Below are 20,177 nucleotides of genomic sequence, written 5' to 3' on the forward strand. Positions count from 1 at the left end.
CTTCAATCCCATAACAGAATTTGCAGGTTCGGCTTGACCGGTACGTCCAGTCCATTGGTGCCACTCAAAGGTGTTTCGGTGCCGCGTAACGGGTCATACAAGGTGGCAGTGGTCATGCCCGGCAAGTGTGCGCTGCCGCCACGCGCCGACCAGAAGAACCATACCTTGCGCCCGTCGGCACGGTTCCAGCCGATGCTGAACAGGCCATCGGGCAACTGGTCGGCGGTGGGAGGGTCGCCGGGGGTCAATTTAGGCCCGCTCACCTGCAGGAAATTCTGCAACGCGGTATAGGACGGCTTGGGGTTGGTGTCGATATCCAGCAACCCATAGCTCTGGTCGCGCACGCTGGCGCGCTGGTCCAGGTCGCTCAGGGTAAACAGGAAAATCTTGTCGAAATCCAGCGCGCTCATCAAGGCCACACGGCGCACGATGTAGTCGGCCTGGCCTTGTGGGGTGATGAAATCCTGCACCTCTTTCGGGCCTTTATACGTCGACCAGCCCCACTCGGTGCTCCACAGGGTCTTGACCCCGGCAGCCCGCAGTTTCTGGTTGAGGGCGCCGGTCTTGGCGACGAAGTCCAGGTTCGACGGCTCGTTGCCTTCGGGCAATTGGGTGTAGGGGTGATAGGACATGACAGTGTTCAGGCTCGGCACGCCCAGTTGCAGCAGCCCGTCGAGCATGTTCTGGCCGTTGGGCATTTCGCTGAAGAACGCCATGCCGGCCGCTACCACCGGATTGTTCGGGTTCACCGCCCGCAGCGCGGCGGCGGTGACTTGCAACAGGTTGGCATAGCCGGCCGGGTCGGCGGCGGGGCGCCAGAACCCCAGCAGGTTGGGCTCGTTCCATACCTGCCACGCGTCTACGCTGGGGTAACGCTGGGCCAGCAACGCCATGCGGTTGGCGAAGATGCCTGGGTCTTTGGGCGGGAACTGGTCCTGATAGGGCGAGGAGGCAGGCGCGGTGGTGGCGAACTTCGCCGAGCCCACTAGGTAGAACACCGACTTGATCTGGTTCTGCGCCAGCTTGTTCACCAACTCGTCCAGGGTCGCGACGTTGTACTGGTTCTCGGCGGTTTCCAGTTGGTCCCAGTGCAGGTCCAGGCGCACCCATTCCAGGCCCAGGGCCTTGAGGCGGTCGATCTGCTTCTGATAACGCTCGGGGCTGAACCACAGGAACTGCGCGTTCACCCCCAGGAAATCCTTCCACACGATCTCTTTGCTGCCCTTGAGCACATGGCTTTCGGCGTCGGCCGGGCGGCCCCAGAGAAAGGCGGTCAGGCCCAGTGCCGCGACCACCACCAGGGTCGCCAGGTAAGTGCGTTTACGTGCCATGGTTGCCTCCTGCAATGGCTTGTTCAAACAGTGTTGCAAACTTCTGCGCGGTCAGTGGCCACAGCCGTTCGCGACCAATCGCGGCGGCGCGCTCGGCCCAGTCCCGGGCCAGTTGCGGGTTACGCGCGAGCCGCAGCAGCTGCTCGCTCAAGGCGGCTACGTCGCCTTGGGGATAGATGGCACCGTTACCGCTGGAGACTTCTTCGGCAAACGCCCGGGCATCGGAGGTAATCGCCCCACGGCCGCAGGCAGCCGCCCACGACAATGCACCGCTGGTGCCGCGCTGGCGGCCCAGCAGGCCAAGCTTTTTCGATTCGCGATACGGCAGCACCATCACATGGTGCGCCTGGATCGTCTGCGGGATGTCGCCGGCGGGCAAATTCAGCCGCCAGTCGATGGAGCCCGCCAGGCCGAGTTCGGCGATCTGGCTGTTCAACTGCTCCAGGTAATTGCCGCCTGCGCCAAACGCCATTTCGGCGGCAGTGCCACCGGCCAGGGTTAGGCGCACACGGTCACGCAATTCAGGGGCTTTTTCGAAGACGGCGGCCAGGGCCTGCAACAGGTCTTCGATGCCTTTGCCACGGTAGATAAAGCCAAAGTACAACAGGTGCAGCGTGTCCAGTGGCGGCAGGGCCACGGGCGGGATGCCCAGGTTGGCGTGGTTGATCACCGCCACCTTGCCTGCGGGCAAGTGCATGCGCGCCGTCAGGCAGTCGGCGCCCAGGCGGGTGAGGGTCACCAGCCGGGTCAAACCCCGGGCGACGTGACGTTCTTCGCGCAGGGTCAAGGGATCGGCCAGCACCACTGCCGCTTGGGGTAATGGGCTGGGCAAGGACTCCAACAGGTTCAGCGGAAAGGGCAAATGCTCGCGCCGCCACACCATGCGTTCCGGGTCATGCACGGTGGCGGTCAGTGGCAGTGCAGGGTAAGCCTTGCGCAATTCGCGCAGGGCCAAAAATTCCCCCAACCGCCCACCGCCCAGTTCGGCGTGGACCAAATCGACACCCTGCCAGTCGAAACCGGCGATGGCCTGCTTGATCGACGCCGTGCTGCCGACCACGCCCGTCAAGGGCGTAGCCACCTCGACGCCCAGTTGCTCCAGTGCCGTCTTGAAGTGGTTCGCGTAGTCGGCGATCCCGTTCTTTTCTGGCGGCAGGGGAGCGAGCAGGGCGATACGCATCAGAACGAACCCCGGTATTTGGCGATGGTTCTAAGCACCTTGACCGGCACCTCGAACTTGCGACGGTTGATGATGATGCCATCGACCTTGCCAAACGCCGTGGTGAGAATCGACAGTGCATGCTCAACCACCGGCACCGTACTTTTTTGCGCTTCCACCACCAGCGCAATCAGGTCGGCACGGCGCAGGTTGATGAACGCGTCGCGGTTGTCCAGCAGCGCCGAGGCATCCAGCAACACCACCTGGCCCGGAATGGCCGGCTCAACGCCGCCAACCCGCACCCGCACGCCGTTCTCTTCCAGCAACTGGCGCAACTGCTCAACAATAAAACTCACCCCTTCGCCGTGTCGTGCCGAAGTCAGCCCCAGGGTCAGGCCCTGTTCGGCAATCTGCTCCAGCGGCAGCAAGCCATACAGGCGATAGATACTCGCGTTGAAGGCGTTGGTGCTTTGCGCGGTACTGGTGTCCAGCTCCGGCAGTGTGGTCCACAGCGGCAGGCCAAACTTGCCTTCCACCAGGCCGCCGTCGTGAATACGCTGGTCCAGCAGGTAGCACAGGTAGATCACCAGCAGCCCGACCACGATCGAGAACGGGATGGCCAGCAACAGCATCAACAGGGTTTTCGGGAAGACGCGCCCCGGGTTGAGTGTGGCTTCTTCGATCACCGCGATGTTACTGATCTGGCTTTTATCCAGTTCCCGGTCGATCCGTGATTTTTCCAGGCTGTCCACATACAGCGCGTAGTTTTTCTCGGTGCCGTTCAGCTCACGGGCCAGGCGCGCCAGTTCCGGCTCAATGGCCAGGGCGTCCTTGCGTTGGGCTTCCAGCTCCGTCAGTTGCTTTTGCTGTTGCGTCAGTTGCGTGCGCAGCGCCAGGTTATTGCTGGTTTCATCCAGCAGTACCCGTTGCAGGTGGATTTCCAGGGTGTTGGGTGCACGGTTTTCCGAGCTTTGCACCGTATCGCTTTCACCGGCGACCTGGGCCTGCATGGCACGGATCGACGCGTCCAAAGCTTTGACCGGCGGCGCGTTATCCGTGTAGGTACGCATCATGTCGGCTTTTTCCAGGAGCTTCTGGTTGAGCAGGCGACGCAAGTCTTGTTGCTGAGGGTTCAGTGCAATCTGGCGTACCGTGGTCACCTCTTTGGGCTGGCCCTTGAGTTGGTTGCGGGTACTGTCGATGGCGCTGTCGGACGAGGCAATCAAGCGCGTGGAGTTGAACACTTCGCCACGCAGCACGTTGATCCGCTCAGACAAGTCTTCCAGGCGATCGGTGATGCTCGATGCGCCGATGTCATTCAAGTGCGTGAGGATCTGGTCCTTGTAGCTCTTGATCTGGGCAGCGCTGGAAGACACCTGGCCTTCATAGAACGCGTACAGGCTCTTGCGGCCCAGGGCCTGGGTGCGCTCGTCGATGTAGGTTTCGACCCAATCCTTGACCACCGCCTGGGCGATTTGCGGGTCATCCCAGGTGAAGCTGATGTCCATCACCGTGGAGCCGACGGCGTGGGTCACGTCGAAGTTTTTCTCCAGGCTTTTCGCCAGGCGTTCCACCGGGGTGGTTTCTTCAATGATGCCGACGGTTTCCAGCACCACCCGCACACCGTCGAACACCGAGCCGATGCCTTTTTTGACGTACCACTTGGTGCGCTTCCACACGCCTTCCGGCGGCTGCATCTTGTCCATCACGTCCAGGTAATGTTCGGCCACGGCGCGCACGATAGGGCGCCCGGTCAGCAGGCGCTCTTCGTCGACAATCGGGTCGCGCTGGGTGCTCGGCATGACGATTGGCTGACGGTTGTCGACCTCGATCGGCATCGTCGAGTCACGGCCCGGTTTCACCAGCAACCGCGCGGTGGATTCATACTTGGCCGGCAGCAGAAACGCCCCCAGCAAAATGATCACCAGCGCGGCAAGGGCCGCCAGTTTGAACTCGTGCTTGAAGATGAAGAACAGACGCAGAAGATCACGAAAAGAACGGATCTCGATCATGGGATGTCGCTCCTTTAGTGGTTCGTGGTGTAGCTGTAGCCCACACCAATGGATTTGGTGAAGGGAATCAGCTGGTTCAGGTAAGTGTCCACGCCTTGAATCCGTTCACCGACGTTGGATTTAGGTACAAACACCACGTCACCGCGTTGCAGCGCCACGGGCTTGCGGCCCAGTGCGCCGTTCTTCAGGTACTGGCTGAAATCCAGGAAGTAGGCGTGATAGATACCTTGGCCATCTTCACGCAACAGCGCCACCATGCTTGCGTTGCCCACCGGGCTGACGCCGCCGGCACCGAGAATCGCCTGCTCCATGGTCGGGGCCGTGGCGATGGAGATTGCCGACGGGTTGAACACCGCACCGCCGACGATCACCGTGTTGCCCGGTGCCTGGTTGATGTTCACCGTCACCCGGGGTTCGCGGTATACCGGAGCGAGCTTCTGGCTCAGTTCGGCGGCGACCTCTGCCGGCGTGCGCCGCGCCACCTGGATCGGCCCCAGGAAGGGATAGTTGATCTTGCCGTCGTTCTGCACGGTGTACAGCGTCAGCTCATAAATCGTGCTGACGTTGAACGCCGACAGTGTGGGCATTTCCCCGGCATCGCGGACAATCCGCAGTTGGTCGCCGATGCGGATCCGCTCCACCGCCGGCGGCAACTGGGCCATGCGATCAAGGGCCTGCTTGCCCTCGTTCACCGTCTTGCCATCGGGCGCGACGATGCGCGCCGGGGTATTGCAGGCGGCCAATGCCATCATGGCCAGGACGAGCAAGGTTCGTTTCATCAAAGGGGTCTTCCTGTAGGTCATGATGCTCACCTCCAATAACCGGGGAACATGCTGATGCGCCGCTTGAGGGCGAGGGGGAGCTGGCGCTCCAGATGGCCCAGCCGGTAGCCGAGCAATTTGAACGCGCTGCGCACCAGTACTTCGGGTACGCGGTGCAATGCACCGGCTTCGCGTAATGCTCGAAGCTCGGCCAGTACATAGCGTTTACCTTCAACGCCGGCATCGCCAAAAGCCTGGCGAATCCACGGCTCGCGGCCGTAGAACACGCCAATGTCGAAGTAGCGGTGAAACTCATCCATGAGGCGGTAATCGTGGGAGTGATAGACCAGGGCGCTGGCGGCGTAGCGCACCTTGTAGCCTTCCAGCAACAGGCGGGCAGCGACGTAGGCGTCCTCGCTGCCGATCACATCCGCGGGGAAACCACCGACGGCCTGCAGGGCACTGCGCCGGTACACCGAAAACGAATCCGAGCTGAAGCAGGTCTTGATCCCCAGTTCCGGCGCATCAGCCAGGCTTTTGCTGCGGCTTTGCGGCGGGTAGTTGAAGTGGCGTGACTGGGCGCCCAGCACACCGGCATCCGGGTGCGGCAGTTGGCGGCCATAGGCGACGCCGTTGAGCGGGTCCAGTTGCAATTCGCCCACCAGGTTGGCGAAGGTCTCGGGGGCGGCGGGGATCGCGTCCTGGGTCATCACGATCAGTGCGTCGCCGTCGACCTGTTCACTGGCCCAGCGGCGGGTGCCGCCATGATTGAAATCCTTGGCATCGATCACCTCGACCCGTACGCCGAACTCGCGAAAACGCGCCACCGTGTCATCGCTGGAGGCACTGTCGACCACCAGGGTTTCGTCCGGTTGCAGGGTTTGCATGCGCAGCGCCGGCAGCAGCCGGTCGAGGTGGCTGGAGGCGTTGCGGGTCGGGATGATCAGTGCGGTGCGCATATCAGGGCTTCACTTCTGCGGGCGCACGCCCGTAGATATCGTCAAAGCGCACAATGTCGTCTTCCCCCAGGTACTCGCCGCTCTGCACCTCGATCATCACCAGGTCGATGATGCCGGGGTTGGTCAGGCGGTGCTTGTGCCCGGCCGGAATGTAGGTGGATTCGTTGGCGTTGATCAGGAACTCACGGTCGCCGTTGGTAATCATCGCCGCACCGCTGACCACCACCCAGTGCTCGCTGCGGTGATGGTGCATTTGCAGTGACAGCGAAGCCTGGGGCTTGACCACGATGCGCTTGATCTTGAAGCGGCTGCTTTCTTCCAGCACGGTGTAGGTGCCCCACGGCCGGGTCACGGTGCGGTGCAGGCTGAATGCCGGATGGTCCTGGCGCTTGAGCTCGGCGACGATATAACGCACATCCTGGCTGCGGCGGGCGTCGGCGATCAGGATCGCGTCCGGGGTGTCGACGATGATCAGGTCGCTCACGCCCACCGCGCCCAACACGCGCTTGGGCGAGTCGATGTAGCAGTTGTGCACGTCGTGCAGGATCGCTTCGCCATTGACCTGGTTGCCGTTGGCGTCGCTGGGCGTGAGCTGGCGCAGCGCGTCCCACGAACCGATGTCACTCCAGCCGATGTCGCAGGGCACCACGGCCACTTGGGTGGATTTTTCCATCAGCGCCACGTCGATCGAGATGTCCGGCGCAGCACCGAACCCTTCGGCGTTCAGTTCACGCTGGCGGCAGTGGTTGTTATTCAGGCTGTGGCCGTGGTCGAGGGCAGCCTTGGCGGCGTCGAGTACGGCGGGGGCGTGCAGCGCCAGTTCCTCAAGCAGCGTGCTGGCCTTGAAGCAGAACATCCCGGCATTCCACAGGTGCTTGCCGCCGTCCAGGTAACCCTGGGCGGTGGCGAGGTCAGGCTTCTCGACGAAGCGCTTGACCCGGAAACCCTGGCCCAGTGCCTCGCCTTGTTCGATGTAGCCGAAGCCGGTCTCCGGGTGGTCGGGCTGAATGCCGAAGGTCACCAGGTAGCCGGCCTCCGCCAGGTCACGGGCTTGCGTGACGGCGTCGGCAAAGGCGCTTTCATCAAGGATCAAATGGTCGGCGGGCAGGATCAGCAACTGTGCCTCGCTGCCGAAACTCTCCTGCACATGCAGGGCGGCCACGGCGATGGCGGCGGCGGTGTTTCGACCGAATGGCTCCAGCAACAGGTCCAGAGCCAGGTGGGCCTTGTTGACCACGCGGTAGTCGTCAAGCGTGCGAAACAGCAGGTCGCGGTTGGTCACCGTCAACACGCTTTCCACCCCCGGCAAATGACTAGCCCGCAGGAAGGTCTTTTGCAGCAGGCTTTGGCCATCACGCATGCGCATGAAGGGCTTGGGCATGTTCTGGCGCGACACCGGCCACAGGCGAGTACCCGAGCCACCGGAAATGATGCAGGGAATCAAGCCGTTGAGGGTGTTCATCAATAGACTTCCTTGGTCGAAAGGACGGCCGGGACCGTCATGAAAACGATGTACAAATCGAACCACACCGACCACTTCGAGATGTACTCCAGGTCGTACTCGACGCGTTTCTGAATCTTGAACAGGGTGTCGGTCTCACCACGATAGCCGTTGATTTGCGCCCAGCCCGTGATGCCCGGTTTCACCCGGTGCCGCGAGCTGTACTCGCTCACGGCCACTTCGTAGGGCACCCCGGCAGCCTTGGTGGCAGTGGCGTGTGGGCGCGGGCCGACCATCGACATATTGCCCAGCAGCACGTTGAACAACTGCGGCAACTCATCAATGCTGGTCTTGCGAATAAACCGGCCCACGCGGGTGATGCGCGGGTCGCCGCGGGTGGTTTGGCGGTCGGCGTTGAAGTCGCTCATCTCGGTGTACATCGAGCGAAACTTGAACACCCGGATCACGTTGTCGTTGTAGCCAAAGCGGTTTTGGCGAAACAGCACCGGGCCTTTGGAGTCGAGCTTGATGACGATCGCCGTGATCAACATGATCGGCGACAACGCCACCAGGCCAAGGGCCGCCAGGATCAGGTCTTCGCAGCGCTTGATAAACGGCGACCAGCCCCGCAGCGGCACATGGGAGGTGTTGAACATCAGGATGCCGCCCACATCGGTGATACGGCTGTGGCCATAGCGCAAGGCGGCCATGTCGGGTACCAGCATCACGTTGACGGACATTTGGCGCAGGCGCTTCACCAAGCCGTTGATGCGCTGTTCGGCGGCCCAGGGCAGGGTGATCATCACCTGGTTGACCTGCTCGGAGCGGATCAGTTTTTCCAGGTCGCGGGTATTGCCCAGCAGCGGCAGGTTGCTCAATTCCTTGGGGATGCGTTCGGTGCGGTCGTCGATAAAACCGATCAGGCCTGAGCGGATATCGCCATTGCGTTGCAAGTGGTCAGCCACGTGCACGGCGGTGTCGGTGAAGCCGAGTATCACCGTGCGTTGCAGGTATTTGCCGTTCATCATCAGGTTGCGGAACAAGCGCAGCATCACCATCCGTTCCAGCCCGAAAAACGCGAGGCTGGTGATAAACCAGAACGCCAGGTTGCGTGGGCTCAACTGCGGGAACATCAGCAGGATCTGGTACATGAACAGCAAGATGCAAAAGGCCGAGGACCAGGCCACCAGCATGGTGCGAAACCGCAGGCGGTTGCTGAACAACTCCTCGGAGTACACCCCCATGGCCTGGAACAGGATAATCGTCAGGATCGCGAAGAACAGCAGCAGACCGAGAAAGTGGGCGCGCAGTTCAGGCGCCATGGGGTCTGGGTAAAATAGCAGGATCAGTGCCGGTAAAACGGCGGTGAGGCCGTGCATCAATTTTACGAAAACAACAAAAAACTCAATAAAGCCGGCCCGGGTCAAAAACAGGCTGTCGACTGACGACTTCTCACGCATAAAAACATCCCTCATTGCACACCAGGGCGTCCGTGTTCGGCTGCTCATCCATAAAGGCAGGGCTTGCTTTATAAGTGGCGCCAGACGAACGGCTTACTTCGCTGGGTAATACGCAATTACCTATCTATTTGCAGGGAATTTGCGGGGTACTGGCTAAATGAAGGTTCCGATTTTCTTGTTCGTCAAGGTTTTGACATTTTTTTAAGAGTGGCGTCCTAGACACTTCGGGTACTGTTCCGCGTGACAGTTTGTTGACTGTCTTGGTCGGATTCTCGGGTTCTTCGAGAACAAAATGCTGGCGTTTTGGAGTGTAGGAACAAATTTGGGAATTTTCCTGCAATGGAGGAAAACCTTTTTTTGACGGAGGCGGAATGCGGGGGTTTTGGGGGACAAGCGACGAGTGGTGAGGAGATGAATCCTTCACCACCTCGGCGCGGTACTAGGCTTCGGGGTTACCTTTCAAGCCTTGCGCAAGTGCAGGCACTCGATCGAGCGGTCTACCGTGGTCTTGGCAATTTCCAGCAGGTGCCACACCGCCAATAATTTCGCGCGCTCGGGGCTCTGCAGCAGTTCGCCGCAGTCGAGCGCGGTGGCCGAGGCGCTGCTCAGGAGGCTTGCGGTGTAGAGCAGGGAGTCTTCGAAGCTCAGGTCTTCGTTCACGGTGTGGAAGCCCTGGGAGGGCAGGTAGTGTTCAAGGGCGCGATTGAAGGCGGCGCGGTTTTTTAGCAGGTCGAGGGGTGGGTCGGGGACGGGTTTATTCATGGTGTAACTCCATATGTTTTAGGAGCTGACACCCGTCGCGACTAAACGAGGGTGGCGGCTATGCGCAGGTTAGTCGACCGGCCACATGGAAAACCTGCGCACCCGAAGGCGCCCTACGCACAGCCACCATAAAACTTCATGAGAACCATGCGCCATGTAAGATCCGGGCGACTAAACCCGTTCACTGATGAGCAGTGAAGGGACGAAGACTAGCCACCGGTTCCAACAGGCACAAGGCCGAAAGATTGTCTCGGAAACGTCCCGCAAATTAAAGGGATTTACCCTGCTGGCCCTTTATTTATATCCGAATGGCCTCGCGAATTTTCCCCAAGGCTAATCTCAACGTCGCCAAATCAATCGACCCCAGTGCCACCCGTAACGCATGCGGCACATGCGCCGTACAGGCAAACGGCTCGGCACTGGTGACACGCACACCCTGGCCCTCAAGCGCAGCCACCACCGCATCCGCCCGCAGACCTTCCGGCAACACCAGCCACAGGTAATACGACGCCGGATGCGCAATCACCTCGCAACCCTGCAAGACCTCCCGGGCCAGCGCCTGACGTTAGCGTGCATCCTGGCGCTTCTGTTCTTCCAACTCATCCACCGCGCCGGATTCTATCCAGCGGCACGCCAGGTTGACCGTGAGCGTCGGCGTGCTCCAGGTGGCGACGCGAATCGCCTGCTCCAGCGCCGGCACCCACGCCTTGGGCGCCACGATAAACCCCACCCGCAACCCCGATGCCACGCTCTTCGAAAGGCCAGACACATACACCGTGCGCAGCGGCGCATAGGTGAACAACGGCTTGGGCGCAGGCTCGGCGAGAAAGGCATAGGCGCCGTCCTCGATCAGTAAAAAATCGTAGCGCTCAGCCAACGCGGCAAGGCGCTCCCGGTCCGCTTCGCCCATCACCGTGCCCAGCGGATTGTGCAACGTGGGCATGCAATAAAACCCCCGCACCGGGCGCCGTTTGCACAAGGCCTCCAGCGCATCCAGATCCGTATGCCCAGCCGGTTGCGGCAGCGGCTCCAGGTCGATGCGTTGGGACTGGGCCAGGGTTTTCAGCCCGGGATACGTCAGCGCATCCACCGCCAACACATCCCCCGGTTGCAGCAGCGCCATCAGGCTGACGGCGAGGCCTTGTTGTGCACCGTTGACGATCAGCACTTGCTCGCCACTCACGCGAATCTGCCGATTGCGCAGGTGCCGTGCGGCGGTCTGTCGTTCATGGGCGCGGCCGCCCTGGGGGGCGGAATGCAGCAGCGCATCGAGGTCGCCCGAGGCGGCGATGGCGCGCAAACCGTCGCGCAGCATCTCGGCCTGGCCGGGCAGCGAAGGGTAGTTGAGGCTCAGGTCCACGGTGCCCGGTTGCATTGGCTGTTGCACCAGGCCCATGCCCCGCAGCAACGTGGTGTCGCGCACAAAAGTGCCGCGCCCCGGCTCACCCACCACCAGGCCGCTGGCCTCCAGTTCGCTGTACACCCGCAAGGCGGTGGCCAGGGCGATGCGATGGCTGTTCATCAGGTTGCGCACGGTCGGCAACTGAGTGCCCGGCGGCAATTTTCCGGCGCGAATCCGCGTAGCCAGTTCATCAACGATCAGTTTGTAGCGAACCTGAGCCATGGCGCGTTCCCGTGCAAAGCGTATCTAGATCAATTTTTTGTTTGTATCAGGTGAGCTGATTAATCTACAGGCTTTCCCGGTGGATGGCTTGAGCATGATCGACCTCGCAACCCTGGCTGTTTTCTCTGGGGCAGTCCTGCTGCTGTTGTTATCGCCGGGCCCAAACATGGCCTTCGTCATCAGCCACGGTGTGACCTATGGCTGGCGTGGCGGTGTGGCGTCGGGGTTGGGCATCAGCGTAGCGGACCTGCTGCTCACGGCCCTGACCGCGACCGGCGTCACCGCACTGGTTGCCAGCTGGCCGCCGGCCTTCGACCTGATCCGCTATGCCGGGGTGTTGTACCTGCTGTGGCTGGTGTTCAAGACCGTGCAAAAAACACCGGCCCTGGACACCGCCCACGTCACCCGCGTACCCCTAGGCCGGGTGTTTGTGCGGGCGATGCTCAACAGTTTGCTCAACCCCAAGGCGTTGCTGTTTTTCATGGTGTTCCTGCCGCAATTCGTCAGCCCCGAGGCGGGGCCGATCGCGCTGCAACTGGTGCAACTTGGGGTCATCCTGACGCTGATCAGCGGCGTATTTCATGCCGTGCTGGGGATTTTTGGCGGGGCGGTGAGCCGGTTTTTTGCCGGCAAACCGGGTAGCGCAGGTTTACAGAAATGGGGCCTGGCCACCGTGCTGATGGTGCTGGCCGTGCGGTTGGCGCTGATGTCTCGGCCAGCGTGATAAACCACTTATAAAAGGACGTTACCCATGTACATCGCAGCCTTTATCTACAAGCCCGGTGAACGGGATGACGAGTTCCAGCGCCTCACGGATTTGATCGACGCACTGGCGGCAAGGCTGCCGGGATATGTGGGGGCCGAGTCGTGGCGCTCGGCGGATGGCGGGTTGATCAACGCCAGTTATTACTGGCGCGATGAAGCGTCAATCCGCGCCTTTGCCAGCCACCCGACCCACCTGGAAGCCAAGCGCCTGTACCGCCGCTGGTACGGCGGTTATCACGTGGTGATTTCCAAGGTGGAACGGGCGTATGGCGACGGCACGATCGGGCATCTGGTGCCCGCCGACCGCCACGGGCACGCGAACGCTTAACCCAACCGCGCCGCCGCCCGGGCCACGATTTCGCCCCGCGTCTTACGCGACTCGGCAGTGCGTTTGCGGGCTTCCTCCAACACAGGCTGCGGCGCGGTTTCCGGCCGGCCTGCATTGAACGGCGGGGCCGGGGCATATTCGATCTGCAACTGCACCAGTTGCGCCGCTGCCTCGCCGTACAGCTCGGCTGCCAGGGTCAGGGCAAAATCGATCCCGGCGGTAATCCCGCCACCGGTCAGCAGGTTACCGTCACGCACCACGCGCTCCTGCACCGGGATCGCGCCAAGCGGGGCGAGCATGTCGTGGTAGGCCCAGTGAGTGGTCGCCCGACGCCCGCGCAGCAAACCCGCGGCGCCCAGCACCAGGGAGCCGGTGCACACCGACGTCATATAACGCGCGGTCTGCGCCTGGGCCTTGAGAAACGCCAGCGTTTGCTCATCCTCCATCAACGCCCCGACACCTGAGCCGCCGGGCACGCAGATCACATCCAGCCTTGGGCACTCCTCAAAGGTGGTGCTCGGTGTAAACACCAGCCCGGTACTGGAGGTGACCGCTGCCAAGTCCTTCCACACCAGGTGCAGCTGCACATCCGGCAGCGACCCCAACACGTCATAAGGCCCGGTGAGGTCCAGTTGCTGGATACCTGGGAACAACAAAAAGCCAATCTGCAAGGTCATGGGCAATACACCTGATAAAGGGATGGACGGCTTCACTCTAGTCACCTAGGCTTTGGCGTATACGCCATTGAGCCCACGAATTACGCCAATCATGCCCAAAATCATCAACGTGCTCGCGTTCCCCAATGTGCAGGTGCTCGACGTCACCGGGCCCCTGCAAGTGTTCGCCTCGGCCAATGACCTGGCGCGTCAGCAGGGCTTGCCGCTGCCCTATGTGGTCAGCGTGATCGCCGCGCAGGCAGAACCGGTGATGACCTCCGCAGGCCTGGCCCTGGTGGCCGAGCCGCTGCCGGCCGCCGACGCGCCCTGCGACACGTTGGTGATCGCTGGCGGCTGGGGCGTGTACGGGGCCGCCGAAGACCCGGCGCTGGTGGACTGGGTTCGCCAGAAAGCCACACAGTCGCGGCGCATCACCTCGGTGTGCACCGGCGCTTTTCTGCTGGCGGCCAGCGGCTTGCTCGACGGCTGCCGCGTGGCCACCCACTGGACCCGCTGCGAAGAGCTCGCGCGTAGATACCCACGGCTGACGGTGGAGGCCAACCCTATTTTCATCCAGCAGGGCAAGCTGTGGACGTCCGCCGGGGTGACCGCCGGCATCGACTTGTGCCTGGCGTTGGTGGAGGAGGATCTTGGCCGCGCGGTCGCCATGGAAGTGGCGCGCCACCTGGTGGTATTTCTCAAGCGTCCCGGTGGGCAATCGCAGTTCAGCGTGACGTTGTCCCTGCAAAAGGGCGGCAGCCGCTTTGCCGAGCTGCACGCCTGGGTCGCCGAACACCTGGGCCTGGATTTGAACATCGCCACTCTGGCGGCTCAGGCGGGCATGAGCCAGCGCAGTTTCGTGCGCCACTACCGCGCCGAAACCGGCCAGACGCCGGCGCGGGCGGTCGAACTGATCCGCGTGGAGACCGCCCGCCGGCAACTGGCTGATAGCAGCGTCTCGATCAAGCGCATCGCGGTGCACTGCGGTTTTGGCTGTGAAGAAACCATGCGCCGCAGCTTCCTGCGGGCGGTGTCGATCACGCCCCAGGTGTACCGCGAACGGTTTTCCTCGCCGCTTTTATCTGAACCTATTTGAACGAATGGATACGCTTTTGTATCAAGGTGCTATGTTACCCACAGCCCCTTGCGCAGTGACTTGATCCCAGGCCTCTACGTCGCGGTTTCGACCCTTCCGGCGTACGCACAGCTCATGAATGCACTTCCTCTTGTCATTGTCGAATTGCGCGCGGCAACCGCTGCGCTGCATCGACGCCTCGATACCCGGCTGCCTTTTTCCCGAATGGACCTGACGCTCTATCGCGAGCTGATGAGTGCTTATTACGGTTTCTACCAACCGCTGGAGCGCGCCCTGGCGCCGTGGGCCGAGGGTATCCCAGGCCTTGAATGGGCACGGCGCGGCAAAACCCCTTTCTTGCACGCGGACCTGGTTGCCATGGGCCTTGAGCCGGTGCAAGTCGATGGGTTGCCGTTGTGCCAGCAATTGCCTGCTTTCGAAAGCGTGCCGCAAGCATTCGGCGCACTCTATGTGCTGGAAGGCGCCACCCTCGGCGGCCAGGTGTTGCGCAACCTGATCGAGATCAAGATTGGCGTAGGTTCCACGAATGGTGGCGCCTTCATGAATGTCTACGGCACCGAGACCAGCGCACTGTGGCAGCGCTTTCTTGATAGCCTCTACCAACTGCAAACCCCTGCTGAACGCCTGGAGGCCGTTGACGTCGCGCAGTCGACCTTTCTGTGTTTCGAGCAGTGGCTGGCCCGCTGCGGGGTGCTGCGATGAGCGCGGTCGATACGCTGATAGACGATTGCGCCAGCGAACCCATCCACATACCCGGTTCGATCCAGCCTCACGGCGTGCTGTTGACGTTGAGCGAGCCGGCGCTACAGATCCAGCAGGCCAGCAGCAACTTCAATGTGGCGTCGGGCCCCGCACTGGCCAGCGTTCTCGGCGACAAAGCACTGGCGCAGGTGAGACTGGCCCTGGCAGACCTGGACGCCGATGAAGATGAGCCCCATCAACTGGTACTCGATGGCTGCACCTACGACATCCTGCTCCACCGTCATCAAGGGCTGTTGTTTCTGGAGCTGGAACCCTCCACCGCGGCCCGGCACGCCACAGGGCAACAGACAGCCCGCACGTTGCGTCGCCTGCAGTCGGCCAAGACCCTCGATGCGTTGTACCAGACGTGCGTCACCGAAATTCGTGCCCTCACAGGTTACGACCGGGTCACGCTGTACCGCTTCGAACAGGAAGGCCACGGCAAGGTCATCGGCGAAGCCCTCAGCGACGGCATGCAACCCTACCTGGGCCTGTGTTTCCCCGCCTCGGACATCCCGCCCCAGGCCCGCGAGTTGTACCGCCTGAACTGGGTGCGGGTGATTCCCGATGCCGAGTACCAACCGGTGCCGATCCTGCCGGCCCTGCGCCCCGACAACGGAGCGCCGCTGGACCTTGGCTTTGCGGTGTTGCGCAGCGTGTCCCCGGTGCATTGCCATTATCTGAAGAACATGGGAGTGCGTTCCTCCATGAGCATTTCACTGCTCAAGGACGACCAACTCTGGGGCCTTATCACCTGTGGCCACCGCGAGCCGTTGCGCGTGTCCCATGAGCTGCGCACATCGTGTACCAGCATCGGCCAGCTATTGTCGATGCAGATCACCTTGCTCCAGGAGCAACAGGAGCGCCGCCAACAGCAGGACAAAGCCACGATGATCGAGACGTTGGTCACGGCCATGGCGACGGACCAACACGATGTGATGGAAAGCCTGCTGCCCCATGCGCAGTCGTTACTGGCCCTGACCAGTGCCGGTGGCTTGGCGATTCTGGTGCAAGAGCGCCTGCATGTGTTTGGCATCTGCCCCACCCGCGCTGAAATCCACGCGCTGTACCAGTGGGTACGCGCTCAGGGCAAAGGCGTGGTGCACAGCCATCAACTGTCGGTGGATTTCGCCCCGGCGGCGGCCTATCAGGCCCATGCCAGCGGCCTGTTGGCCTTTTGCCTGCCAAAGCCGGTGGACAACGCGGTGATGTGGTTTCGCCCGCAGGTCAAGTCTACGGTGGAGTGGAGCGGCCAGCCGGTCAAGCATCGGGAACCCGGCACCGCGACCTTGAGCCCGCGCCTGTCGTTTGAACTATGGAAACAGCAGGTCGACGGCAAGGCGCTGTATTGGTCGCTGTCGGAGCTACAGGCGGTGGAGAGCCTGCGGCGCAACGCGCTTGAGCATGACCTGGCACGCCAGGTCATGCGTGAACATGAGGCTGTGCGGGCGCGCGATGAACTGGTGGCCGTGGTCTCCCATGACCTGCGCAGCCCGCTGACTATCCTGCTGATGCAGTGCGGCATGATGCGCAGCATGGTGCCCGCTGAAGACAACAAGGCCAATCGGCGCCTTGCCTGCGCAATTGAAACCATGCAAAACGCCACCTCACGCATGAACACGTTGCTGGAAGACTTGCTCGATATCTCGCGCATCGAGGCCGGGCGCTACAGCGTCTCGCTGCAACTGCTCGATGTGGCGGCGACTCAGGAGCAGATCTGCTCGATGTGGCAGCCGCTGGCGGCAGACAAGGGTGTCGGGCTGACCTGGCGCGCCGCCCCTGGGCTGTGTGTGCAGGCCGACCCGGAGCGATTGTTCCAGGTGTTTTCCAACCTGCTGGGCAATGCCCTCAAATTTACCCCGAAGGGTGGTGTGATCGAAGTGATTGCCGAGGCGGCGGGGGACGAAGTGCTGTTCCGGGTGTGCGACAACGGCATCGGCATTGCCCCGTCTCACCTGCCGCACATCTTCGATCGCTACTGGACCTCCCGCGAGGGCAACCCCACCGGCAGTGGGCTGGGGTTGTACATCTCCCACGGCATCATCGAAGCCCACGGCGGCACCCTGTGGGCTGAAAGCGTGGCGGGGCAGGGCAGCGTATTCAGCTTCAGGATCCCGGCTGGGGGTTGAGGCCCAGCAGTTCGAAGATCGCCTCAAGGGTGGCGTGGGGCGCTTCCTGGGGGATGTTGTGGCCCACACCGGCCAACACCTCACGCCGATAGAAACCGCTGAAATTTTCCAGGTCATCATCTTCCACCGGGGCTGGGCCCACACCGTCATCGGCGCCGCACAACGAGATGCTCGGCACCGAAATCGGCGGCGGCTGCACCAGTGCCTGCTCGATGCTTTCCAGTGCCGGGTCACCCGGTGCGTACATGAAGCGGTGACGGTAGGAGTGGACCACCACCTCGACAAAGTCCGGGTTATCAAACGAGGGCGCGGTTTTACCATGCAGGCTCGGCCCCTCGGCCCAGGACGGCGACCACAGTGCCCACAGCAACTGGCAGAACTCACGCCGGTTGGCGGTCAGCCCGTCGATGCCGCGTTGGGTGTGAAGGTAAAACTGGTACCACAGCCGATACTCTGTTTCCGGCGCCCGAGGCCGGGTAGACGCCGCAATATCCTGAATGTTGTAGCCATCGCCCGTGACCAGGCCGCGCACCCGCTCAGGCCACAGGGCTGCGACGATACAGGCGGCGCGTCCGCCCCAGTCATAGCCCACCAGCGTGGCCTTTTCGATGAACAGGGCATCCATGAAATCCAGCAAATCCCTGGCCAGCGCCGCCTGTTGGCCGGAGCGCATCACCTGGGCATTGATAAACCGTGTCGGGCCATAACCGCGCAGGTACGGCACCAGCACCCGGTAACCGCGCTCGGCGACCACCGGGGCAATCTCGTCATAGCCGCGAGGGTCGTAGGGGAAACCGTGCAGCAGGATGACCACTTCGCCGCCTTCCGGGCCATGGGCTTCGTAGGCGATATCGAGCATCGGTGTGCGAACGTGAAGGGTGGGCATGGAGGCTCCGGTGGTGCAGAGGAAGTGATGGAACTGTAGACCAGACCGATTACTGAACGTCGTCTGAAAGGCTGCAATTGCTTGACTTGTCTAGACCGGCCTGGCGCAAGCCGATGCAATTGCCCCATGGGTCGCGCACTTGGCACATCCACTCGCCGCCCTCGATTGCCATCGGGCCGCGATACAGCGTGGCGCCCAAAGCGACCAGGCGCTGAACCTCCTGAGACAGGTCCGCCACCCGCCAATACACCACCGACCCAGCCGCGCCGCTCGCGACCTTGTTGTCGGCATTCACGATTTCAATAGCCACGCCGTCTACGTCCAGATGACCGAAGTCATCGGGCACGTGGTAGACGCGGATAGCTCCAGGAAAGGCCTTGGCATACCAATCGGTGGCAGTGCGCCAGTCAGGGACGTGAATCAGGATGGAGATGATGGGAGTCAACCGAACAGTACCTGCTGCCAATGGGTTTCACTGATGATCGCGATCGGAATGCCGCTATTTCTCAGCTCGACGGCTTTTTTGATCTTCGTGCCATATGAGCTATGCAGCCACTGTTCGTTGCCAACACTCCCGACCACGAGGAAATGAACCTTCTTGCTGACCGAGTTGCCGATAAGGCCGCCGCGTTCGACGACCAGCGACTCACATTCCTTGCGGGGCCCATACGCCATGACACCGGTAAACAAAAAGGTCCGGTCCTGCCACTCCAGAGTCGGCGCCGGATGGTTCAGCGCAAGGCTGGTGACAGCCGAGGGGCGTTGAGGTGATCCCACCGAGACGCCGGAAAACTGATGCAGCATTTCTAACAGTTCTGCGGATTCTTCCGCGTCCAGAACGCCGTCAATCAGCATGCTGGCAAGGCGCTGATAAAGAATGTTTACCACCGGATCCTCCAGTTGGAGCAGGTGGGTTTCTATCCAGTGCTTAAGAAACTCGGCTTCCAACTGATTGATATTCCCGTCGGCGACCAATCCGGCGGTGACGCCAAGTAATGCGTCGGCAGAGCGTCGATCCATTCGCGCCTTGTGGAAGAAGTGACTACGTTCGAATTCCTGATGAAGATCAGTCATGCGTCCTTGCTCCTTACTCTTCGGTTTCGGTGGCCTGATTAAAATACTTCGTCTTGTCTGGAGTGAAGGTCACGATCATGTGGGTGCGTGAACAGGTCATCACTGTTTCCTCAGTCGGATCGATGTCAAGGTTCTCCCCGCGAAGGCCTTGCCACTGTGCCAAATAGATGAATGAACCGAATTTTTCGAGCTTTTTCAGGCTGCGGCTGACACCACCTTTCCACCCAAGTGACGGTAGCTCGCCAGCCAGGCAAGCCTGGGAAAGGTTGGGGCGTTTTTTCGCCAGTTCTCGGCCAACTTCCCAGCATTTGATTAAGCCTTTGTCGTGGCTTTCCCACATCTCGGTCCAGCTCAGGTGGGGTCGTGGGGTTGTGTCGATGCTTTGTTGTATGCGCTGGGTCATATTCCTTCCTTGAATATTGAGGGGGGCTGTAAACGTTGGGACCGATATAGGCATATCTTGTGATGTTTGCCAAATAACCTGTGGCGAGGGAGCAAGCTCCCTCGCCACGGTTGGGGGCTGGCTCAAATCTCTGCGTGGGTGATGACGTGTTTGAAGTGATGCCGCCACAAATCCGCGCCCAGTTTTCCCGAACGGTCCAGCGACGAACCCACGGTCAAATCGCTGATCAGCGTGGGCTGTAATCCCGCATCAAACAACGCAAACCCGGCCGCCAATACACATGTGTCGGTTTGGATGCCGCACACCAGTACCCGCTCTGGCGCGAGGCTTTTCAGGTGGCTGAGGGTCTCGGGCGTCGGGGCGTAGCCGTGTTTGATGAAGACATGGTCGGCGGCGATCAGGCTGTCGTCGTCCGGCGCCGGTTGCCAGCCGAGTTGGCGGGCGAAGGGGGTGATGCTTTCGTCGTGACGCTCGACGGTGGCCACTGACGGCATGCGGCCCAGCAGGGCGTTGATGCCGTTCACCAGCCAGCCGGGCGGGGAGAAGGAGGGTTGTACATCAATGATCAGCAGTACCTGGCGCATTGGAAT

At 61.6% G+C, this 20,177-nt stretch carries 19 protein-coding genes and 1 pseudogene; 5 read left to right on the top strand and 15 right to left on the bottom strand.

Annotated elements, in window-relative coordinates:
- Window positions 1-2: 2 nt before the first annotated feature.
- From ACZRN6_RS19470 to ACZRN6_RS19510, 9 genes and pseudogenes are all read right to left on the bottom strand, one after another.
- On the bottom strand, window positions 3-1,331 hold the full coding sequence (locus ACZRN6_RS19470) for a GH39 family glycosyl hydrolase (protein WP_464008569.1): 1,329 nt from the start codon (window positions 1,329-1,331) through the stop codon (window positions 3-5).
- Entirely contained in the window at window positions 1,321-2,511 is a 1,191-nt protein-coding gene (locus tag ACZRN6_RS19475; RefSeq protein WP_464008570.1) for a glycosyltransferase, read from the bottom strand. The genes ACZRN6_RS19470 and ACZRN6_RS19475 overlap by 11 nt, the downstream gene beginning before the upstream one ends.
- Complete coding sequence (locus ACZRN6_RS19480; RefSeq protein ID WP_322146257.1) at window positions 2,511-4,502, bottom strand: GumC family protein; 1,992 nt, start codon at window positions 4,500-4,502, stop codon at window positions 2,511-2,513. The genes ACZRN6_RS19475 and ACZRN6_RS19480 overlap by 1 nt, the downstream gene beginning before the upstream one ends.
- 14 nt (window positions 4,503-4,516) lie before the next feature.
- Window positions 4,517-5,281, bottom strand: coding sequence for a polysaccharide biosynthesis/export family protein (locus ACZRN6_RS19485; protein ID WP_076014315.1), 765 nt, complete (start codon window positions 5,279-5,281; stop codon window positions 4,517-4,519).
- A gap of 29 nt (window positions 5,282-5,310) precedes the next feature.
- A complete protein-coding gene (locus ACZRN6_RS19490) occupies window positions 5,311-6,222 on the bottom strand; it encodes a glycosyltransferase family 2 protein (RefSeq protein ID WP_464008571.1) in 912 nt (303 codons plus the stop codon).
- 1 nt (window position 6,223) lies between these two features.
- Window positions 6,224-7,684, bottom strand: a complete 1,461-nt coding sequence (locus ACZRN6_RS19495) for a mannose-1-phosphate guanylyltransferase/mannose-6-phosphate isomerase (RefSeq protein ID WP_322146255.1) — start codon at window positions 7,682-7,684, stop codon at window positions 6,224-6,226.
- Window positions 7,684-9,123, bottom strand: a complete 1,440-nt coding sequence (locus ACZRN6_RS19500; RefSeq protein WP_322146254.1) for an undecaprenyl-phosphate glucose phosphotransferase — start codon at window positions 9,121-9,123, stop codon at window positions 7,684-7,686. Before ACZRN6_RS19500 ends, ACZRN6_RS19495 begins: the two co-directional genes overlap by 1 nt.
- 459 nt (window positions 9,124-9,582) lie before the next feature.
- Complete coding sequence (locus tag ACZRN6_RS19505) at window positions 9,583-9,885, bottom strand: DUF6124 family protein (protein WP_464008572.1); 303 nt, start codon at window positions 9,883-9,885, stop codon at window positions 9,583-9,585.
- Window positions 9,886-10,183: 298 nt separating this feature from the next.
- Window positions 10,184-11,509 (bottom strand): annotated as a pseudogene (locus ACZRN6_RS19510) (aminotransferase-like domain-containing protein).
- A 94-nt stretch (window positions 11,510-11,603) separates the two neighbouring features.
- On the opposite strand from ACZRN6_RS19510, the gene ACZRN6_RS19515 reads away from it, so the two are divergent.
- Together ACZRN6_RS19515 and ACZRN6_RS19520 are read left to right on the top strand one after the other, a co-directional pair.
- The gene (locus ACZRN6_RS19515) at window positions 11,604-12,233 is read left to right on the top strand and encodes a LysE family translocator (protein ID WP_464008573.1); all 630 of its coding nucleotides are present in this window, start codon (window positions 11,604-11,606) and stop codon (window positions 12,231-12,233) included.
- A gap of 27 nt (window positions 12,234-12,260) precedes the next feature.
- The gene (locus ACZRN6_RS19520; protein WP_177048732.1) at window positions 12,261-12,602 is read left to right on the top strand and encodes an antibiotic biosynthesis monooxygenase family protein; all 342 of its coding nucleotides are present in this window, start codon (window positions 12,261-12,263) and stop codon (window positions 12,600-12,602) included.
- Here ACZRN6_RS19520 and inhA read toward each other — a convergent pair.
- The gene (gene inhA, locus ACZRN6_RS19525) at window positions 12,599-13,279 is read right to left on the bottom strand and encodes an isonitrile hydratase (protein WP_322146250.1); all 681 of its coding nucleotides are present in this window, start codon (window positions 13,277-13,279) and stop codon (window positions 12,599-12,601) included. The two genes, ACZRN6_RS19520 and inhA, sit on opposite strands and share 4 nt — an antisense overlap.
- A gap of 91 nt (window positions 13,280-13,370) precedes the next feature.
- Here inhA and ACZRN6_RS19530 point away from each other — a divergent pair, with 91 nt between their 5' ends.
- The 3 genes from ACZRN6_RS19530 (at window position 13,371) to ACZRN6_RS19540 (ending at window position 17,224) form a co-directional block, all read left to right on the top strand.
- Window positions 13,371-14,354, top strand: a complete 984-nt coding sequence (locus ACZRN6_RS19530; protein ID WP_464008574.1) for a GlxA family transcriptional regulator — start codon at window positions 13,371-13,373, stop codon at window positions 14,352-14,354.
- A 114-nt stretch (window positions 14,355-14,468) separates the two neighbouring features.
- Entirely contained in the window at window positions 14,469-15,056 is a 588-nt protein-coding gene (locus tag ACZRN6_RS19535; protein WP_322146248.1) for a biliverdin-producing heme oxygenase, read from the top strand.
- Window positions 15,053-17,224, top strand: a complete 2,172-nt coding sequence (locus ACZRN6_RS19540; RefSeq protein WP_464008575.1) for an ATP-binding protein — start codon at window positions 15,053-15,055, stop codon at window positions 17,222-17,224. The genes ACZRN6_RS19535 and ACZRN6_RS19540 overlap by 4 nt, the downstream gene beginning before the upstream one ends.
- Here the strand turns inward: ACZRN6_RS19540 and ACZRN6_RS19545 are convergent.
- From ACZRN6_RS19545 to ACZRN6_RS19565, 5 genes are all read right to left on the bottom strand, one after another.
- Window positions 17,202-18,110: an alpha/beta fold hydrolase gene (locus ACZRN6_RS19545; protein WP_464008576.1), complete on the bottom strand. Its 909-nt coding sequence runs from the start codon at window positions 18,108-18,110 to the stop codon at window positions 17,202-17,204. The genes ACZRN6_RS19540 and ACZRN6_RS19545 overlap by 23 nt on opposite strands.
- A gap of 49 nt (window positions 18,111-18,159) precedes the next feature.
- Entirely contained in the window at window positions 18,160-18,555 is a 396-nt protein-coding gene (locus ACZRN6_RS19550; protein WP_322146245.1) for a VOC family protein, read from the bottom strand.
- Window positions 18,552-19,184, bottom strand: coding sequence for a BRCT domain-containing protein (locus ACZRN6_RS19555; RefSeq protein WP_322146244.1), 633 nt, complete (start codon window positions 19,182-19,184; stop codon window positions 18,552-18,554). The genes ACZRN6_RS19550 and ACZRN6_RS19555 overlap by 4 nt, the downstream gene beginning before the upstream one ends.
- A gap of 13 nt (window positions 19,185-19,197) precedes the next feature.
- Window positions 19,198-19,587 carry a hypothetical protein gene (locus tag ACZRN6_RS19560; protein ID WP_464008577.1) on the bottom strand — a complete coding sequence of 130 codons (390 nt, stop codon included), beginning with the start codon at window positions 19,585-19,587 and terminating at the stop codon, window positions 19,198-19,200.
- Window positions 19,588-19,709: 122 nt separating this feature from the next.
- On the bottom strand, window positions 19,710-20,171 hold the full coding sequence (locus tag ACZRN6_RS19565) for a cysteine hydrolase family protein (RefSeq protein ID WP_464008578.1): 462 nt from the start codon (window positions 20,169-20,171) through the stop codon (window positions 19,710-19,712).
- Between the last annotated feature and the right edge of the window lie 6 nt (window positions 20,172-20,177).

The sequence above is a fragment of the Pseudomonas sp. A125 genome (genome assembly GCF_055409485.1).

Bases quoted from the DNA above. Each gene is read 5' to 3' on its own strand.
- ACZRN6_RS19470 (WP_464008569.1), bottom strand. From the start codon at position 1,331: ATGGCACGTAAACGCACTTACCTGGCGACCCTGGTGGTGGTCGCGGCA.
- ACZRN6_RS19475 (WP_464008570.1), bottom strand. From the start codon at position 2,511: ATGCGTATCGCCCTGCTCGCTCCCCTGCCGCCAGAAAAGAACGGGATC.
- ACZRN6_RS19480 (WP_322146257.1), bottom strand. From the start codon at position 4,502: ATGATCGAGATCCGTTCTTTTCGTGATCTTCTGCGTCTGTTCTTCATC.
- ACZRN6_RS19485 (WP_076014315.1), bottom strand. From the start codon at position 5,281: ATGAAACGAACCTTGCTCGTCCTGGCCATGATGGCATTGGCCGCCTGC.
- ACZRN6_RS19490 (WP_464008571.1), bottom strand. From the start codon at position 6,222: ATGCGCACCGCACTGATCATCCCGACCCGCAACGCCTCCAGCCACCTC.
- ACZRN6_RS19495 (WP_322146255.1), bottom strand. From the start codon at position 7,684: ATGAACACCCTCAACGGCTTGATTCCCTGCATCATTTCCGGTGGCTCG.
- ACZRN6_RS19500 (WP_322146254.1), bottom strand. From the start codon at position 9,123: ATGCGTGAGAAGTCGTCAGTCGACAGCCTGTTTTTGACCCGGGCCGGC.
- ACZRN6_RS19505 (WP_464008572.1), bottom strand. From the start codon at position 9,885: ATGAATAAACCCGTCCCCGACCCACCCCTCGACCTGCTAAAAAACCGC.
- ACZRN6_RS19515 (WP_464008573.1), top strand. From the start codon at position 11,604: ATGATCGACCTCGCAACCCTGGCTGTTTTCTCTGGGGCAGTCCTGCTG.
- ACZRN6_RS19520 (WP_177048732.1), top strand. From the start codon at position 12,261: ATGTACATCGCAGCCTTTATCTACAAGCCCGGTGAACGGGATGACGAG.
- inhA (WP_322146250.1), bottom strand. From the start codon at position 13,279: ATGACCTTGCAGATTGGCTTTTTGTTGTTCCCAGGTATCCAGCAACTG.
- ACZRN6_RS19530 (WP_464008574.1), top strand. From the start codon at position 13,371: ATGCCCAAAATCATCAACGTGCTCGCGTTCCCCAATGTGCAGGTGCTC.
- ACZRN6_RS19535 (WP_322146248.1), top strand. From the start codon at position 14,469: ATGAATGCACTTCCTCTTGTCATTGTCGAATTGCGCGCGGCAACCGCT.
- ACZRN6_RS19540 (WP_464008575.1), top strand. From the start codon at position 15,053: ATGAGCGCGGTCGATACGCTGATAGACGATTGCGCCAGCGAACCCATC.
- ACZRN6_RS19545 (WP_464008576.1), bottom strand. From the start codon at position 18,110: ATGCCCACCCTTCACGTTCGCACACCGATGCTCGATATCGCCTACGAA.
- ACZRN6_RS19555 (WP_322146244.1), bottom strand. From the start codon at position 19,184: ATGACTGATCTTCATCAGGAATTCGAACGTAGTCACTTCTTCCACAAG.
- ACZRN6_RS19560 (WP_464008577.1), bottom strand. From the start codon at position 19,587: ATGACCCAGCGCATACAACAAAGCATCGACACAACCCCACGACCCCAC.
- ACZRN6_RS19565 (WP_464008578.1), bottom strand. From the start codon at position 20,171: ATGCGCCAGGTACTGCTGATCATTGATGTACAACCCTCCTTCTCCCCG.